Below are 18,307 nucleotides of genomic sequence, written 5' to 3' on the forward strand. Positions count from 1 at the left end.
TTTCCTATCCGTTTATACATAGTAGGTATGCTTCACACTATCCCAACTATCCGTAATATTTGCGATTAAAATTGAAGAGATTTATTTATTCTATTAACGTGGATTTTCATCCATATGAGCAAATCCAGAGCTAGTATCTATCTCCCCAAAGATTTTACTCCGTTCTAGATTTTTGCCACTCAACCAGGATTCAAAATCAATTTTTACTGGCTCCTGATCTCCTCCAAGTGCAATCCATGCCTGGTTTTCTTTTGGAAAATATGCCGATGTATGTAATGTACCTGACCAGCTTTTGTAGTTGCTTACAAACACCCCTTTATCCGTATCATTCAACAGTCGAAATGCTTTATACGCATCTGTTGCTTGCGCTTTCTGGTTGTTGATTGCATTGAGTCGTTCTTGTGACTCTGCGATAAAACGACGATTTTCATGCTGGAGAACCTCAAAGTGATTCGTACAGACATTCGATTGATGTACTTGAACAGACCTTGGCGTTGCTTCAATTACATAGGTTTCTTCTTTTTCATCTAACACAATGTAACTAAACGAAGTCCGGTGTGGTATCTCCTTCACAAGCTCAATTGCTTCTTCTGTAGTCGCACACACCTCTAATATAATTCTACCAATCATATGACAAATAAATCCATCGCCTGGATCTTTACGATGCATGAAGTTGTACCCCATTACGAGTCCTTTTTCATTCATGCCATCCATCCGACCAGTAACACGTTGAGAAGGTCCGATGACAGCATATCCACCATCGGTCGGCTGGAATAGGTTGTAGCGCCCTTCATAGGTTTTCGGATGATAATCATAATTTCGGATCATATAGTCCTTCCCTGTCAAAATCGAACAGCCACTATAGACTGGTTGAACACGATAATTGCCGAAATCGCGAAGAATCATCGACATCGGCTGTTGAAGAGCATCTCGTAGACCAAGCAGTTCTTCCCATATTCCTGGTGCAAACCGCATAAATGCTTGTTTGGCTTCAGCTTCGTCAATCGTAAACCGTGGTCTTCTCAATCTCCAATCGCGATGTCTGTTTTTAATAATTAAAGAATTCTTCAGATGCTCACCTTGCATATAGCCATAATCGTAATGTCTCCCGCGAAATTGAATAATATCACTATGAACGCTTCTCACCTGTAACCACCCTTTGTTCTTCAATTTGATAACATGAATTTTATAATTACTGACGTTTACTATATAGCTTACCATCTTTCAATGAATAAAAGTGCAGTAAAGATTCAGCTATACAATTGTCTCGTTACAAACTGCATATTACAAGCAAAGCCGTTTTATAGTATGTATTCATACAAAGGAAATCACTTTTCTCTAGCTTCAACATTCACGAGGTTGATTACTATTTAATTCCTCAATAACTTCTATTACACATTCAAATGATTAAAAGTTCTGAAACTTATTGATTATTAAAACATGACATGCTTTAATTTATATAGCTTAATTGATAACGCTTACAATTTGGAAGGAGAATGAAATATGGAAGAACGTCAGCAATTAAACAAAACATTGAAACCACATTGGGTTTGGGCAATTGCATTTGGGTCAGCTATTGGTTGGGGAGCTTTTGTGCTTCCAGTAGACTGGCTATCCATGGCTGGGCCACTTGGGGTAATTATCGGATTTTCAATCGGTGCGATTCTTATGATTATTATCGGAGTGAGCTTTAGTTCTCTTATCGAAAAGCTGCCAGTAACTGGAGGAGGGTTCGCATACGCTTATTATGGTCTAGGCAGATATCATGCTTTTATTTGTGGATGGTTTCTAACGTTAGGATATGTTGCAATTGTTGCGCTTAATGCTTCTGCTCTAGCACTTCTAGGAAAATTCGTTTTCCCAAGGGTTGTAGAACAAGGTTACATGTATACAATTGCCGGTTGGGAGGTTTACACCGGAGAAGTTATTGTAGCCTGTGCTGCATTAGCTATTTTCGCCCTTGTCAATATCCAGGGTGCAAGTTCTTCTGCATTTAGTCAGTTTGTGTTTTGCGTCTGCTTATTTGGAGGAGTTTTGTTATTAACCATCGCTATGATTATTCATCCTACAAGTTCCTTTTCCAATTTACAACCTCTCTTTCAGCCCGGAGTCGGTTCTATTGCATCGATAGCAGCAATAATTGCAATTGCACCATGGGCTTATATTGGTTTTGACAACATACCACAGGCTGCAGAAGAGTTTAACTTTTCCCCCAAAAAAGCTTTTCGTATTATCGTTATTGCCTTAGTTTTTGCAGCTCTTACTTACTCAATGACTGTTATTGCAACTGGAATTGGTCAACCATGGATGGAAGCTGTTCAAGCCGGGTCAGTGTGGGGAACAGCTATGATTGTTGAAAATGCTTACGGAACAATTGGTGTTATTTTATTATCGTTTGCATTAATTATGGGTATTCTGACAGGACTGAATGGGTTTTACATGTCTGCTAGCCGTTTATTGTTTGCCATGGGCAGAGCGAAAGTTATTCCTGCAGCTTTTGGAAAATTGCACCGCTCCCATAAAACACCTCATGCTGGTATTTTGTTCACATTAGCATTCACGCTTTTTGCCCCTTTCTTTGGGCGAGAAGCATTATTATGGGTTGTTGATATGTCCGCCCTTGGAGTCACCATCGCATACTTCTATACTTGCTTTATAGCATATCGATTATTCAAGTGGTCAGACAGTAATAATAAAAGGAACAATAAACGTGCTACTGTCTCCCCTGGAAGAAAGTTTCTATGTCTATTAGGTATCCTAAGCAGTGCCGGATTCCTACTATTGTTAATCGTACCAGGTTCACCTGGATTTTTGAGCACCCCTTCATGGATTGCTTTATTTGTTTGGCTAATTCTAGGAGCCCTCTTTTTCCTAGTTAAATTTAAACATATTCGAGCAATCCCTAAGGCAGAGCTAGATCATTTGATTTTAGGAGACTTTAAGGATAAACAAGAAGCAGCTGATATGGAAGACGATTTGGAAAATGTATCATCATAGTTCTTTCAAACCAAGCCATCCTTAAATCTAATAGCTTCAATACTTAGACCTAGAATATCCTAACCTATAAAAACCACCGTATCAGAGAAATCTGTTACGGTGGTTTACAATTTTATTGTAATAATAAAAAGCTCGATAATGCGTTTTATCCCAACAAAGCGCCCTGTTTTTCGTATACTTTTTTTCCGTCAATTAGTGTTGCTTCCACTGTGATATCTTTGATTTCAAGTGGATCCACGTTTGTTGGATCTTTATCTAATACAGCAAAATCTGCACGTTTTCCTATTTCAATACTTCCCACAGTATCTTCACTAAAATTCATATATGCCCCATAAATGGTCATTGATTTTAATGCCGTTACGACATCGATTTTTTGTTCTGGCCCCAGCACTTCCCCTTCTTTCGTTAGGCGGTTTACAGCTGCCCAAACAGAAAATAGCGGTGAAATCGGAGTGACTGGACAATCGGAATGTAACGTAAATAAAATATCTCGTTTTACAATATCCGCTAACGGACTTATTCTTCTAGAACGTTCTGGACCAAGGAAAAGCCGCTTATGACGGTCTCCCCAGTAATAGACATGATTAATAAAGACCGAACCAGCTACACAGAGTTTCTGCATATTGTCAAGATCATCAATTGTTGCCGTTTGCACATGCTCTATCCGGTGACGATGGTCATCTCTTGGTGACTTTTCTTGAGCGAAAGCATACCCTTCTAAAATGGATCCTATTGCTCGATCTCCATTGCCATGAATGGTCACACGGAATCCTCGCTTGTGTAAGTCTAATATTTCTTCATTAAACGCTTCCTGAAAATGAAGTAATTCTCCAACAACATCTGCATTATTATAATAAGGTTCTCTTAGAGCACCAGTTAAGCCTTGGATGGATCCATCCTGAAACATTTTCGCACTGTCCAGGCATGCTTTACCGTTAGATGCATTCATTATTTCTTCATTTAATTGTTCTGCTGTGTAATTACCAAACTTCTCTCCCTCTCGTAGAAGTGTGTGTATAATCATTAATTGTGAATGCATTGGATTGATACCTTTTTGTGCTGCTATCAGATGCGCTTCTAATTCTGATTCACCAAGGAACAAACCTACTCCGGCATCCGCATTTGTTGTAATCCCTTGGGCTAAATAATCCTTTGAGCCTTCTCCCAGTGCCGCTACCATCTCATCTACCGTGGGAACTGGAATTACTTTTTGAACATATTCCAACGCAGGTATTTCATGAAGCACACCATCTAAACGTCCGTTTTTATCACGCCCAAAAAAGCCTCCCTGGGGGTTCTTTATTTGTTCATCAACACCAGCTAGTTCCAAAGCCTTTGAATTGACAGCTGCGAAATGACTCGAAATATGCGTAATAAATACTGGGTGATCAGGTGCAATCTGGTCTAGCTCTTCCCTTGTTGGATGTCTCTGTTCTTTTAAAAGTGTATCATCATAACCGTATCCTTCCAACCATTGTCCTTTTGGAGTAGAATTTGCTTTCACTTTAATTCGTTGTAATATATCATCAATACTTTCATTCGGTGGTGTACTGCAATTAACCTTATTTTTATTCAGTGAGTACATTAGAATGTGGTTATGTGTGTCGATGAAACCAGGAATTAATGTTTTTCCTTTTAAGTTAAGAACTTCAGTATTTGACGTTATTCGGACTGAAGCTGGTGGTTCTGATTCTTGCCATATTTCAATAATTCGACCATCAGTAATAGCTAATGAATGAGCAATACTATTTTGCTCGTCAAGTGTTAGTATATTGGCATTTGTAATTAAGGTATCTATCTTATCCATTGTTTTTTCTCCTTTTTAGAAATTTTTGCAACACAGTCAGATTTACCTTATGAACTTATGATTTTATCAACTGGTTCTTGTTCTGTAGGATCCTTCACTGCTTTTAATGAGAAGAAATAGGCAGTCACGTCTTCGTCAGCTGAATGTTTTGTTTTAAGACTAACAATGATTAATAATAGAAAAGACATGATTAAGCCTGGCAGAATTTCATGCACTCCATAAGGTGTTCCAGCCAGCTTCCATAAAGAACAAACAATAATACTGCCAACCATACTTACAATTACTCCTGTTTTTGTAGCACGTTTCCAGAACATTGCGGCCATTACAGGTGCAACAAGCGTTACAGCTGTATAGGAAAGGGCAAATTGATAGATGGTTATAATATCTGTAATATATAATGCAATAACAAGTCCCAATACAGCCATACCTAATACAGAAATCCGGGATGTTTTTAACAACTGAGCATCTTCTGCACCAGGTGAAATCCACTCTTGGTAAATATCTTTGGCAATATTAATTGCTCCACTGAGCAAGAAAGATGTTGCACCGGTTAACAGTGCTGCTAATAGTGATACCATAAATAACCCACCTAATGGTGCTGGAAATATGTCTACTAAAAATTGGGTGTACACCTGATCAGGAGGTGTACTTGTATTTAGTATTTGTACGGCCATAATTCCAATTAATATTGCTAGTAAACCAATAAAACCAGAAATGATAAAACCAGTTGTAACAGACCATTTTGCAATTTTAGTAGATTTAGCTGCTGATAAGCGTTGCCATGTTGTTTGCCAAACCATATAGAATGGTCCGAACACAAGGAACCAGTTTAATAATTCTTTACCGCCAATACTGAAAAAGTTAAACAGATGCTTCGGGGTTTCATTTGCCAATACCTCGACCCCACCTATATGGTTAAGCCCGAGGAAAAACAATAAAATAACCCCAGCTAGAATTACGATGGTTTGCACCGTATCTGTCCAAGCAACACTAAACATTCCTCCCATAAGTGTAAAAATGAGACTGATTATAAAACCGATAACAATTCCCCATGTTACGGTAAGTGCTGTAGTAGAGGCTAATATAGAACCCATTCCTACTAACTGCATCGCAAATGTAGGGGTCATATAAAGTAATCCAATAATTAATGCTGGAAGTAATGCAGACGCTTTTCCAAAACGTTTTATAAATAAATCTGGTATTGTATATAATTTAAGTTTACGTATGGTTGGAGTTAGAATAGCGACAAATAGAATAGTAAAAGAAACGAAACTAATAGAAGTAATAAAATAGGAAATACCGATTTCAAAACCTTTTCCAGCTCCACCGATAAGTGCTGCAGATCCAGTAACTGTTGCTATAACTGTTCCTGTGATAGGAAAGAACCCAAGACTAAAGTTGGCCATTAAAAAGTCATCTGAGGTTTTAATTTTTCGTGAGGAAATAATACTTATACCAAAAATTACAATTAAAAAAACTACAATCCAAACTAACCACCAATTCATACGATCTCCCCTTAGTAATTCAATTGATTGCTATTTACTGAAAATAAACTTAATATTCACACATATATAGAGGCATCAAGGGTGACATTACATAAATATCAGATAATAACTCGGTAGTATATGTAACTATTTAAAATAGATTATTTATACTTTATCATTAGGTATAAACGGAGTCAATGTATTCTAAAGAAATGAAATTATCGGATTTTACGATATAATTTATAGATGTTCTTTATAAAACTTAAAGTCTAATACCTTCTCCCAATATTGACATTCCTCATATTGAAAGTTACGTTTAAAATGATAGAAAAACAACCATCAACAAACTGAAAGATTACTTGAAGGAGCTTATGAAGATGAAGAAAAAAATTATTGTTTATGAGCGGCTTGAAAAACCCGTACTTAAAAGTCTACAAGAAAAGTACGATGTGAAATTTTTTAAAAATATTGATACCCAAACTAATGAAGAATTTATGAACCATCTGAAAGAGGCAGAAGGTATTATTGGACTGGCTTTAGAAGTGAATAAAACATTATTAGACAATGCCCCTAATTTAAAAATCGTGAGTAATGTCTCTGTTGGTTATAATAATTTGGATATCGAAGAATTAACAAAGCGGCACATTATGGCAACAAATACACCGGACGTATTAACAGATACCGTTGCTGATACCGTGTTTGGTATTTTACTCGCAGCTGCCAGACGCATTCCAGAGCTAGACAATTTGGTTAAGTCTAAACAATGGGTAGAAGCATTAGGGCCAGACTATTATGGAGTCGATATTCATCATAAAACGATAGGTATTATTGGAATGGGAAGAATTGGGCAAGCAATTGCACAGCGTGCTAAGTTTGGATTTGATATGAATATTTTGTATCATAGCCGGACAAGGAAACAAGACGCAGAAACAAAGTTTGATGCTACATATTGCAGTTTAGATGATTTATTATCCAAATCTGATTTTCCTGTTTTAATTACCCCGCTTACCCCAGAAACAAGAGGTCTTATTAGTAAAAGAGAATTTCAGCTTATGAAGCCTTCAGCAATTTTTATTAATGCTTCACGTGGAAAAACAGTTGTAGAAAAGGATTTAATCGCAGCATTACAAACTGGGGAAATTGCAGCTGCAGGACTGGATGTATTTGAACAAGAACCCGTCAGTCCAAACAATTCATTATTAGAAATGAAAAACGTTGTTACCCTGCCACATGTTGGGTCTTCCACATATGAAACCGAGTTGAAAATGTCGGAATTAGCAGCTAGAAATCTTGAAGCTGGTCTTAATGGAGAGAAACCACCTACCATGATCAATCCAAAAGTTTGGGAGCTTTTAACTAAATAACGAGGCACAGACAAGTATATAAAATCGAGTAGAGGGAAAAGTTAAGTAACTTTTCGCCCCTCTCCCACCACCGTACGTACGGTTCCGTATACGGCGGTTCAATAGTTTGAGTGTACGAACTGGTATTGTAGAGCGATATCTTTATATCCTCTTGATGCCAGTTCTTTATCTGTCAATGAACGGTGAAGAATATAGCTCTTGGATATAGTCCAGTAGCCTTTTCTTGTATTTGACCATTCATAAGCTTTATATTTGTCAATTCCTAAGCGAATTAGATTTCTCCTTTTCGTACGTGGGCTTTTCCACTGTTTCCAGATATATTGTCTAATTCTTCGCTTCAGCCAGCCATTGAGATCCTTCATAAATCCTTTCATTTCCCCTATGCCATAGTAGTTTATCCACCCTGTCATAAGTTGCCGGATTTCTTTTAGAATCACTTCAAGCTCTCTCCCGCGATTACGTTTGGTGATTTGCCTGAGTTTCGATTTCACCGTTACTTTTGCTTTTTGGTGCGGACGAATTTTTATACCCTTCTTCGTAACTAATAAACAGAAACCCAGAAACTTTCGTTTCAGCGGGCTACCGACTGCACTCTTTTCTCGATTGACGGTAAGACTCAAATCCCCCTCAAGAAATTTGGTGATACTGTTCATCACTCGATAACCAGCTCTTCTACTTTTCACATAGATATTACAATCATCTGCGTAACGAACGAATTGATGACCACGCTTTTCCAAGAGTTGGTCCAGTTCATTTAAATAGATATTACTGAGTAACGGAGATAAGTTACCGCCTTGCGGCGTTCCTTGTTCTGATTTTTCGAAGATACCGTTAATCATAATTCCACTTAATAAGTATCTTCTTATCAAGTGAAGCACTCGCTTATCAGATATCTGTTTTTCCACGAAGTACATAAGTTTGTCATGATTCACTGTATCGAAGTAGGATTTCATATCCAAGTCCACCACATATTTGTATCCTTGTTCGTAGTACGATTTCGCCCGTATGATGGCATGATGCGCACTACTTTTTGGACGAAACCCAAAACTATTATCGGAGAACGTTGATTCAAATATTGGTTGTAACACTTGGTTAATAGCTTGTTGAAGCATCCGGTCGATGACTGTAGGAATCCCCAGTTTTCTTTTTCCACCATCTGGTTTCGGAATTTCAACCCGCAGAACGGGTTGCGGTTTGTACTTTCCTTGCCGTAACTGGGTTAATAATTCCTCTTTATGTTCCTTCAAGTATGGAAGTAGCTGGTCGTACGTCATACCGTCTACTCCAGCTGTTCCCTTATTCCTGGCTACTTGAAGGTAAGCTTGATTTAGGTTGTCCCTTGATAGGATTCTTTCAAACAGATTGGATACACCATTTTGATTGTTCTTTTCACCATGAAAGGCACTATGCACTTCGACATACCCTTCATGTTCCACACTATTTCTCTGCCGATAGCCAGATTCTCCTGTTTTCTGCAGTTGTCGCACCTTCCACCCCTCCTAGAGCTTTCAAAATTACTATTGTTCGGTCCTTCATGTTTCGTCCGTTCACATTACTATGACCTCTGCTGACTTCTTGCGATTCACCAAAACGTCACCGCTTTGGTTGTGCTGGTTCGTTATCATTCAACTCCCACTGCACCCTCACAAGACCTCCCCTGGTAAGAGCGAAAACTTTCCTCCCATGTAACTGCTAGATTTACTGTATAGGTTTCGGGCAGTATGGGACTTCGTCTTGTTTAGCAGACTTATCCGACCTAATTCAGCCTTCTATCTAGTTTCTGTTCGTCAGTTCAGGAGTTTGCGTCCAGCTTCCTTCAGCCACTACCTCACGATAGCCACCTTGCCTTTCGCTAACAGTTCCTACTGCCAAGCCTGTAGTGGACTTTCACCACCTAGTTTCCGCCCATGCAGGGCACACTAAAGAACCTCTATACAACATATTGCGTAGTATAGAGGTTTCTTCATAATGGATTTAGTTTTTATCAGAACCCCATGTCTCATAATCCAAGTGTTTATATTTATCTAGCAATCTTGTCGGCAACTGCAATGCATCTCTTCTAAATGGAGGAGCAAGTTGTGTCCCATCCACATAAATGTTTAAAACTGCTGGCTTACGCTTCTCTAATACTTCTTTCACAACAGGTCCTATGTCTTCTGGCTTTTCAATCGTATAACCTAAAGCACCCATTGATTTAGCAACCTCGGCAAACTCTGGCGCTTGGATGTTCGAACCGATAAATCGGTTATCATAATAATCTACTTGGTTTTTCTTTTCAGCGGCCCATGATTTATTATTGAATACGCAGGCGATAACCGGAATATCTTGCTCTACAGCTGTACTTACCTCATGTAAACTCATTCCCCAAGCTCCATCCCCAATAATTGCAACGACTGGTGAATCTGGCTCTGCAAGCTGTGCTCCGAGTGCTGCTGGGTATGCAAAACCAGTATTTCCAAAAGTTAATGCAGCTATATGACGTCTCGTTTGATTAAATCTTAAATAAGCATTTGCAGTAGATGAGACATTCCCAATATCAGTTGAAATGATTGTATTGTCCGGCAACACTTTTGTTAGTTCTAAGAGTGCTCGTCTCGGATTAATTGGAGATCCATCCTCCATCGCAAGGTCTACTAACTCTTTTTCCCATGCTGTTTTTTCTTTGCTTACTGCCTCTAATCGATATTGTTTTTTGTCTGGAGTAGGAACTGCCTCTTTCAGTAATCTATAAATTTCGTCACTTGTTGCTTTGGCATCCCCAATAATTCCTACTTCAACCGGGTGTGTTCTAGCTATATTTCTTGGGTTAATATCCACTTGAATAATTTTTGCAGCTTTCGGGAAATAATCGATATCGTAACAAGGCAATGTGCCAAAGACTGACAGCCTCGTTCCAATCGCTAGTACTACGTCAGCATTCTTTAACGTATTCATTGCAGATTTAGCTCCCATATAACCAATTGGGCCGACTGCTAGTGGGTGGTCAGCTGGAAATGCGTCATTATGCATATAAGACACTGCTACTGGAATTGTCAGGTGTTCTGCAATTTTAACAACGGTGTCCACCCCATCTGCATCAACTGCACCGCGTCCTGAAATAATTACTGGATTTTTTGCGTGCTTTAAAAGCTCTACTGCTTGTTTTGTTAAGGCAGGATCTCCACTTCCTCTAGAATCTGCACGATATTGATGTGGCTGAAGGATCTGATCCTCAAGCTCCCCATAAAATAAATCTCTCGGAATATCGTAAAGGACCGGGCCACGCTCAGCATAAGCGATCCGGAAAGCTGTTCTTAAACAATCAGCTACACGACTCTTATGCGTGACGCGCACTGTTTCTTTTGTAATTGCACTGAAAATCGAAACCTGATCAGCTTCTTGGAATCCGTCCCACCCGATTGTCGGCGTGCCTGCAGAAGGCGATATAACTACCATTGGCGTATGTGCTTGGTTTGCAGCTGCTACAGACGTCACCATATTTGTAATCCCAGGACCATTTTGACCAATAACAACTCCCGCAACACCGGACACTCGTGTATAAGCATCAGCCATATGTGCTGCACTTTGTTCATGTCTTACCGGTAAGAAGCGAATACCGGCAGTTGGGAATAAATCAAGCATATCCATAAATGCGGAACCAACAATTCCATATACTTCTTTTACCCCTTCTGCGACGAGCGTTTCAACAATTGCTTCACTTGGTGTCATTTTTACTTTTTTAACGACACCCTTTTTCATTTCTGCTTGCTGTTTCACCATTAGAAATTCCTCCTTTTTTTATAACCTTTAATCGAGTAAGTGGATTAAATGACTTGTATGGTTTGGTCAGTTGCATTTTTTTTCAATTCATTCAAAAACAAATCTGCAGTTGATTTTAAAACCTGATCTTTACGCATTGCAATATAGAAGTAACGATAGAATGCTATATTTTTAATCGGATATGATGTCAGCAACCCTAGCTTTTTCTCTTTTGAAATCGTTGCTCTAGAAATAATAGACACACCTAATCCGGCTTCAACTGCTGCTTTAACAGACTCTGTACTCCCTAATTCCATCACGATGTTTAATTCACTTTCTAATATACCAACCATCTGTAGATAGTGATTCACTACTGCCCTTGTGCCAGATCCTTTCTCTCTCATAATGAGGGGGATCGTCTTCAAGCTTTCAGCGGAAATTTTACCATCATTTTCTTTTAAAAAATCAGGAGCTGCTATCAGCAACAGTTCATCTGTTAAAAATGGCTCCAATATAATTTGTGGATCATCAATTGGGGTTTCAATTAACCCGACATCTATAGCGTGATTTTTTATACTGGAAATAATAGTATCCGAATTAGAAATATCTGCACGAATCTGCACCATTGGAAAATTGTCTTTGAAACGCTTCAAAAATATTGGAAGAATGTATTCACCAATTGTAAAACTACATCCTATCTCTAAATCCCCATGTATGTTACTGCCAATTTCCTGTATTTTCTCCTGTGCAGCATCACTCAGTTGGATAATCTCCCTAGCGTATTTTATTAAAATCAACGCAGCCTCTGTCATTTCAACCCTTTTTGTTGTTCGCTCAAATAGTTTGGTATGAAGCTCCTCTTCCAATGCTTTGATCTGCGAGGTAATGGTTGGCTGGGAAACAAATAATACTTTAGCGGCCTCGGAAAAGCTCTTCTTTTCGGCAACAGCTACAAATGTTTTCAGTCTTTCATAATTCACGTAAACTCCATCCCCTCGGATTCCCTTTCTCTCTTATAGGAACAGACTTATTTAAAGACTTCGAATTGCTGACGTTAAAGTATCAATTAAAAAATCTAAATCTTCTACAGTACTTGTTAATGGCGGCGCAACAATAATGACATTGTTTTGTTCTGGAACGGTATCTCCATTTTTACCAATGATTAATCCTTTTTCTTTACACAAACCTATTATTTTTGCCAGTTTTTCATCAGACATCGGCAGCTTAGACTGTTTATCTTCTACCATCTCAATCCCTAAAAGAAAACCAATTTGCCGAACCTCTCCCACGTTTTTGTGATCTATTAAATGATGCAGCTCCGATAATTTAGTCCCGGCAAGTGTGCGAACTCGTTCAACAATGTTCTCACGCTCAATGATATCAATATTTTTTAATGCAACTGCACATGCGGCTGGATGTCCTCCATAGGTAGATACATGACGAAAATGTGAATCCTTGCCAGCCTCTCGAAATACATCATATATTTCAGATTTAACAGCAGTAGCTCCTAATGGTAAGTACCCACTTGTCAGCCCTTTTGCCATTGTCACAATATCAGGCTGTACCCCCGCCGCATGCTTAAATCCAAACATTTTTCCGGTACGTCCATAACCGGATACTACTTCATCCATAATCAGAAGCACATTGTATTTCTTACAAATTTCCGCAACTCGTTGAATATATTTCATTGATGGAACAATAACACCGCCCCCAGAAATAAATGGCTCCATGATAAATGCTGCAACTGTTTCTTCTCCTTCCCAGTTAATCATTTCTTCCAACAGCTGTGCTGCCTTCAGATCTGACTCTTCTGGACTTCCATCAAAAATAGAACGGTAGCTGTATGGCGGATAAACATGTAGAAATCCTGGGACACCCGGATCATATTTTACTCGCCTATTTGCTTGTGCTGTTGCACTTAATGCACCTAATGTTGAACCATGATATCCACGATAACGAGAAATCACTTTATACTTCTGCGGATTACCAGTTTGATTATGGTATTGTCTCGCAATTTTAAATGCAGTTTCATTAGCTTCAGAACCACTATTAGAAAAAAATGTCTGGTATTTCCCACCGAGCAATTCACTAATCTTTGCAGCTAGTTTAATTGCAGGCTGATGGTTCATTGTTAATGGAAAATAGGAAAGGTTTTTCATTTGCTCAGCAGCGGCTTCGACTATTTCTTCACGGCCATGACCTAGATTTAAGCACCATAATCCAGAAACCCCGTCCAAATAACGTTTACCAGATTCATCGGTAAACCAGGATCCTTCCCCCTTAACAGCGACTACTTGTTCCGCTTCTGGATTGTAACGATGCATGGCATTCCATAATAACGATGCTTCTTTCCCAACCACCTGATTCATTTCGCTTTCCGTCTTCATTCAACCTACCTCCATTCATTTAGTTAGATTCTTTATGAAGCAATACATAATCAATCGAAACCTGATTTTGAAAGATTGATTTAGATGGTATTTCATGCACATTAGCACCCTGGATGGTTATCCATTAATTTCGTTTCCTACATCAGAAACCGCTTACATTTATTAGATAATATTTTTAAAAAACTTCCTAGGATCGAGAAGATATCACAATACTAAGCTCATTCGTTTTAACTCATTTGAAATCTAAACAATCGTCATTCAATCCTCCTTACATGAATTTGCAAAACGATAAGTCTGACCTATCATGATGATACTGACGTCCGAACCAGTTGTGATGTGATGGTCTGCTATCAGTATAAAACAGTCCGATTTTAAATTCAATATATTATATAAATTCAGTTATTTAAAATGATAATAAGTCTTATTATGCCTGCTAATAATCTTATTCCAAATACGTGATACAACTTTTGATGAACCCTGTTAGCCAAACTTACGAGACAAGTTTATTTTAAATGTATATAGGTCATTCCGATAAAAGGCTTTTTCGAATTCAATGATTTCACGATTTCGATCTCTAATAATTCGTTCGGCAATTAACGCGTTCGTTCCATTCGGCATTTTCATAAATTCCCTATCTTCATCTAAAAAAATTCCACCGCTAATTGTCTGCTCGGCTTCTGCTAGTCTAATTCCTAAATGATTTTCCAGCAAATCATATAATGTTGCATCATTGAGGTCGTATTTAATTAATTTTACTCCTATTTCGATTGGATAATAATGTCGCTCCACACCAATTGGCATATCGTCAGCAAAGCGAATTCGTTTTATAAAGTAAGCATCTTTGAGACCAGTTTTTTCTTGAATATATGGTGTGGTTTCCGTCAAATAATGCGTAACTAACTGTGCTCCTGGCTTCTTCCCCATTTGCATAATCGTATCAGTTGTACTGCTTAGATTACCGAGCCAATCTTGAATTGGTTTTAAGGAAACAAATGTACCTTTTCCATGCTTTTTCTCTAATACTCCTTCACGAACCAAAAGGTTAATAGCTTCCCTAACCGTACTTCTACTAACATGATATTCCTCCATAAATTGCCTTTCACTTGGTATTTGCCCGGTAAATATTCCTTCTTCAATTTTCTTTTCAATAATATTCTTCAATTGAATATGCAACGCTATCGAATTATTATAATCAAGCATGTTAAAGGCTCCTTTTTGTTTTACATAAATCATAGCAGAGATTAGATTATTCGGAAAGATATAGATAAAGGATGTACTCATTAATAATTTGATAACCATTTTCCAAGTTTAAAAACTTATCAAATATACTGTCTATTGGTACGCTTTACTATATAGCGGGTCTGGTACCTTATCTCAAAAATGCTCTTTGAAGAATGTATTAAAGAGTCTTTGTTTAATTGGTCATGTCCAGTGTTGGTAGATTTTGAGGAATCTTCTTTAATTAGTAGCGGAATGGTTGCCATGCTATCGCGTCTTAGAGAGTTTTGAGTAGATATTCTTGAGGTGAAAAATCTGATTATAATATAGCATAATTTTTCAGCGAGGCAAAAGGTTTAAATACTATATATGAGCTAAAGGGCTGACCCTTTTTTCCGTCTATTTTTTCATTTGGAGCATACAATGTTTTCGAGGTGGAAAATTTGAGAGAAGTAACCGCAGACAAATTACACATTTTTGTCATTATGTTTTTAATCAGCCTGATCATGAGTATTCAAGCACCGATTTTCACTCCTTATGCTGCAATGATTGGAGCATCCAGTGTATTGATTGGAATTATGCTTAGTGCCGCTCAGTTCGCTAATCTAGTAGGAAATTTAATTGCAGGTCCACTTGTTGACAGGTTTGGGAAGCGAATATTTATTACGCTTCCATTGCTTGTATCGGGTAGTTTGTTTATTTTTCATGGCTTAGTGGCTAACACTGCAGAATTATTACTACTGCGGGCATTAAATGGATTTTCATTAGCCTTTTTGATTCCAGCAGCAATGGCACTACTTTCAGGATATGCAGGAAATAGCCGACAGCAAGGGAAAAACATGGCTGTAAATGGGATTCTCGGTACAATCGCAAGTATTATTGCTCCACTGATTGGTGGAAAGCTTGGAGTTATGTTCGGATACGCCAATTCTTATTTTGTTATTGGGGCAGCACTGATTATAACGGCTGTTTATACCATGTTTTTTCTAAAAGATAGACAAGCAGTCACAGTGAATAAAAGAAATCAGTCATTGAGTCTTATTCAGGTTTTGGCAAATCCGGGTTTGCATGTTGTTTTTCTGACAGGCTTTGCTGTGATGTACATTCATGGTGTGATCATCTATGAAATTCCTTATTTATCGGTGGAAAAAGGACTATCTACCGTCACAACAGGTAAAATGTTCAGTTTTATGGGTATTGGAACATTTTTTTCCTTATCTCTGTTTTTTATTAATCGATTTGCTCCTGTGAAAAGGCTGATTTTCGGTTTATTTGGGATGTGTATGACTCTGTTTGCACTTTTAAATGAGTGGACTACAGCCTTAACGCTTTTGTTATTTTTAATGGGATTCTTTTTTGGGGTGATAATGCCGGCAATGGCCACAGCAGTAACAGATGCTGTCGCAAGGGAAGGACATGGCCGTGCTTTTGGGGTGATGTCGGCGGTCTATTCATTGGGAATGATTTTCAGTTCATTTGTAACCGGGCTTATTCGTGAAGTGATTTCTCCATATTTTATTGCGTTTTTAATAGGTATGCTGGTTTTGTCTTTTGTCGGCTATATGAAACTACGGCTACCGCGATCTGCACATACAAAAGCTACTCCTTTACGGTAAGAAGGAAGCGATGACGATACCATGATTTCTGCGACTACAATCCAGAACTGATTTCCGTCCAGGGTGTAAAGAAATCCCGTGGAAAATCATTGGATAAACAGTTTGAACCGAAATACGGAAAAGATGCAGTTGCTCGAGCCATGCTCTATTTTTCACTAAAATATACGGATGAAATTGAAGCTTCGCATAAAAAAGAAATAGATGTATCCCTGCTTCTAAAATGGCATGAAAATTTTATTTTCCACCCGACATTTATAAAAGTCATCACAACCTTGCTATCTATGAAATTCAAGGCAGTCGCAATCCATGGATCGATTATCCAGTTAATCTGATGTGTATTTCTCAATAAAATGAAGAAGAGGCTGGGAGAAAAGCGTCTAGAAAAATCCGAACATAATTCAAAAATTTTTCTATTAGATTTTGAATTCGCTCGGATTTTTCTTTTTATACCTTTTTAATCATTCGTCGGTTCGCTCCAAATAATTACTTGCCAATTGAAATAGTGCTGCAATTCCATAAACAAAAGCCTGTTCATCCACATCGAAGCGTGAATTATGATTGGAATATGCTGTTTCAGGATTACCCCCGTTTGTCCCTAAGTTAAAGAAGACAGCTGGAATCTCATGTGAATAATAAGCGAAGTCTTCTCCACCCATGGATGGATTTTTGTATACGATAGCATCGCTTGTAAATAGCTCCGTAATCGTTTCTTCAAATAATCCACGTAAAACCTTATCAATTTTAATCGATGGCGTTACAAAACGGTAATTCACATCACATTCGCCGCCAAGCCCCTCCGTAATAGTCGTTGCAATTGAACGGACTTTTTTAGCAACCGCTTCTCTTGTTACAGGGTTCAATGTCCGGACAGTTCCACTAAGTGTTACTGAATCTGGTATGATGGTTGATTTCGTCCCACCATGGATTTGGCCAATACTAACAACTACAGAATCAAGTGGATCCGTATTTCGGCTGACGATTTGCTGAAGTGCTGTAATAACTTGCGCCGCAATTGCAACAGGATCGATTGTGCGGTGCGGATGTGCTGCATGTCCGCCATTTCCTTTTATTTCCAGTTCAAATAGATCCATTGCTGCACAGCTGAATTCCGTTTCTGTGATTCCAAATTGTCCTGTTTCTATGGTTGGATGTACATGCAGACCAGCCATCATATCCACTTTTGGATTTTCCAGTACACCATCTGCAATCATTGCAGCTGCACCTTCACCAATTTCCTCAGCTGGTTGAAAAACTAATTTTAACGTCCCTTTTTTCAAGCCTCGTTCCGCAAAAATCTTTGCAACGCCTAATAGAATCGATGTATGAGCATCATGCCCACATGTATGTGCAACATGATCTGTTAAACTTCGGTAATCAGCTGTAATTTCATCCATCATTGGAAGTGCATCCATATCCGCACGGAGTCCCACAACAGGTCCTTCTTTTTCACCTTTAAGGATGCCAACCACACCAGTCTTTCCAACACCTTCCGTTACCTGATAGCCCCAATCACGCAGTTTTGTTGCCACAATCTGAGCTGTACGGGTTTCTTCAAAGGCAAGCTCTGGATGCTTTCGCAAGTCTCTTCTTAATGCAATAACTTCTTTTATAATAGAATTAATCTGATTATATAAATCTGGATAAGACGTTTTTAAATTTTCAAAGGATGACAATGCTTCATATGTTTCCATGCTGA

At 38.4% G+C, this 18,307-nt stretch carries 13 protein-coding genes; 4 read left to right on the top strand and 9 right to left on the bottom strand.

Features of this window, described 5'->3' with window-relative positions; translation table 11 throughout:
* Positions 1-93: 93 nt before the first annotated feature.
* Positions 94-1,146: a C45 family peptidase gene (locus NST46_RS01180; protein ID WP_341136611.1), complete on the bottom strand. Its 1,053-nt coding sequence runs from the start codon at positions 1,144-1,146 to the stop codon at positions 94-96.
* A gap of 357 nt (positions 1,147-1,503) precedes the next feature.
* On the opposite strand from NST46_RS01180, the gene NST46_RS01185 reads away from it, so the two are divergent.
* On the top strand, positions 1,504-2,997 hold the full coding sequence (locus NST46_RS01185) for an APC family permease (RefSeq protein WP_341136612.1): 1,494 nt from the start codon (positions 1,504-1,506) through the stop codon (positions 2,995-2,997).
* A gap of 145 nt (positions 2,998-3,142) precedes the next feature.
* On the opposite strand, the gene NST46_RS01190 is transcribed toward NST46_RS01185, so the two are convergent.
* Positions 3,143-4,804 (bottom strand): amidohydrolase, encoded by a 1,662-nt coding sequence (locus NST46_RS01190; RefSeq protein WP_341136613.1) that lies wholly within the window; start codon positions 4,802-4,804, stop codon positions 3,143-3,145.
* A 47-nt stretch (positions 4,805-4,851) separates the two neighbouring features.
* A complete protein-coding gene (locus tag NST46_RS01195) occupies positions 4,852-6,309 on the bottom strand; it encodes a sodium:solute symporter family protein (RefSeq protein WP_095311024.1) in 1,458 nt (485 codons plus the stop codon).
* 356 nt (positions 6,310-6,665) lie between these two features.
* Here NST46_RS01195 and NST46_RS01200 point away from each other — a divergent pair, with 356 nt between their 5' ends.
* Positions 6,666-7,652 (top strand): 2-hydroxyacid dehydrogenase, encoded by a 987-nt coding sequence (locus NST46_RS01200; RefSeq protein WP_341136614.1) that lies wholly within the window; start codon positions 6,666-6,668, stop codon positions 7,650-7,652.
* Between the two features lie 98 nt (positions 7,653-7,750).
* Here NST46_RS01200 and ltrA read toward each other — a convergent pair whose 3' ends face one another.
* The 5 genes from ltrA to NST46_RS01225 form a co-directional block, all read right to left on the bottom strand.
* Positions 7,751-9,139: a group II intron reverse transcriptase/maturase gene (gene ltrA / locus NST46_RS01205; protein WP_303448328.1), complete on the bottom strand. Its 1,389-nt coding sequence runs from the start codon at positions 9,137-9,139 to the stop codon at positions 7,751-7,753.
* Between the two features lie 487 nt (positions 9,140-9,626).
* Complete coding sequence (gene xsc / locus NST46_RS01210; RefSeq protein WP_095311027.1) at positions 9,627-11,411, bottom strand: sulfoacetaldehyde acetyltransferase; 1,785 nt, start codon at positions 11,409-11,411, stop codon at positions 9,627-9,629.
* A gap of 44 nt (positions 11,412-11,455) precedes the next feature.
* Complete coding sequence (locus tag NST46_RS01215) at positions 11,456-12,370, bottom strand: selenium metabolism-associated LysR family transcriptional regulator (protein WP_095311029.1); 915 nt, start codon at positions 12,368-12,370, stop codon at positions 11,456-11,458.
* A gap of 51 nt (positions 12,371-12,421) precedes the next feature.
* Positions 12,422-13,777 (bottom strand): aminotransferase, encoded by a 1,356-nt coding sequence (locus NST46_RS01220; protein WP_095311031.1) that lies wholly within the window; start codon positions 13,775-13,777, stop codon positions 12,422-12,424.
* A 480-nt stretch (positions 13,778-14,257) separates the two neighbouring features.
* Positions 14,258-14,977, bottom strand: a complete 720-nt coding sequence (locus NST46_RS01225; protein WP_095311033.1) for a GntR family transcriptional regulator — start codon at positions 14,975-14,977, stop codon at positions 14,258-14,260.
* A 461-nt stretch (positions 14,978-15,438) separates the two neighbouring features.
* Here NST46_RS01225 and NST46_RS01230 point away from each other — a divergent pair, with 461 nt between their 5' ends.
* Together NST46_RS01230 and NST46_RS01235 are read left to right on the top strand one after the other, a co-directional pair.
* Positions 15,439-16,611: an MFS transporter gene (locus NST46_RS01230; protein ID WP_240033808.1), complete on the top strand. Its 1,173-nt coding sequence runs from the start codon at positions 15,439-15,441 to the stop codon at positions 16,609-16,611.
* An 89-nt stretch (positions 16,612-16,700) separates the two neighbouring features.
* Complete coding sequence (locus tag NST46_RS01235) at positions 16,701-16,943, top strand: hypothetical protein (protein WP_341136615.1); 243 nt, start codon at positions 16,701-16,703, stop codon at positions 16,941-16,943.
* A 126-nt stretch (positions 16,944-17,069) separates the two neighbouring features.
* Here NST46_RS01235 and NST46_RS01240 read toward each other — a convergent pair whose 3' ends face one another.
* Positions 17,070-18,302, bottom strand: a complete 1,233-nt coding sequence (locus NST46_RS01240; protein ID WP_341136616.1) for a M20 metallopeptidase family protein — start codon at positions 18,300-18,302, stop codon at positions 17,070-17,072.
* Positions 18,303-18,307 lie beyond the last annotated feature (5 nt).

Source organism: Oceanobacillus sp. FSL W7-1309 (assembly GCF_038002145.1).
Taxonomy (GTDB): domain Bacteria; phylum Bacillota; class Bacilli; order Bacillales; family Amphibacillaceae; genus Oceanobacillus; species Oceanobacillus profundus.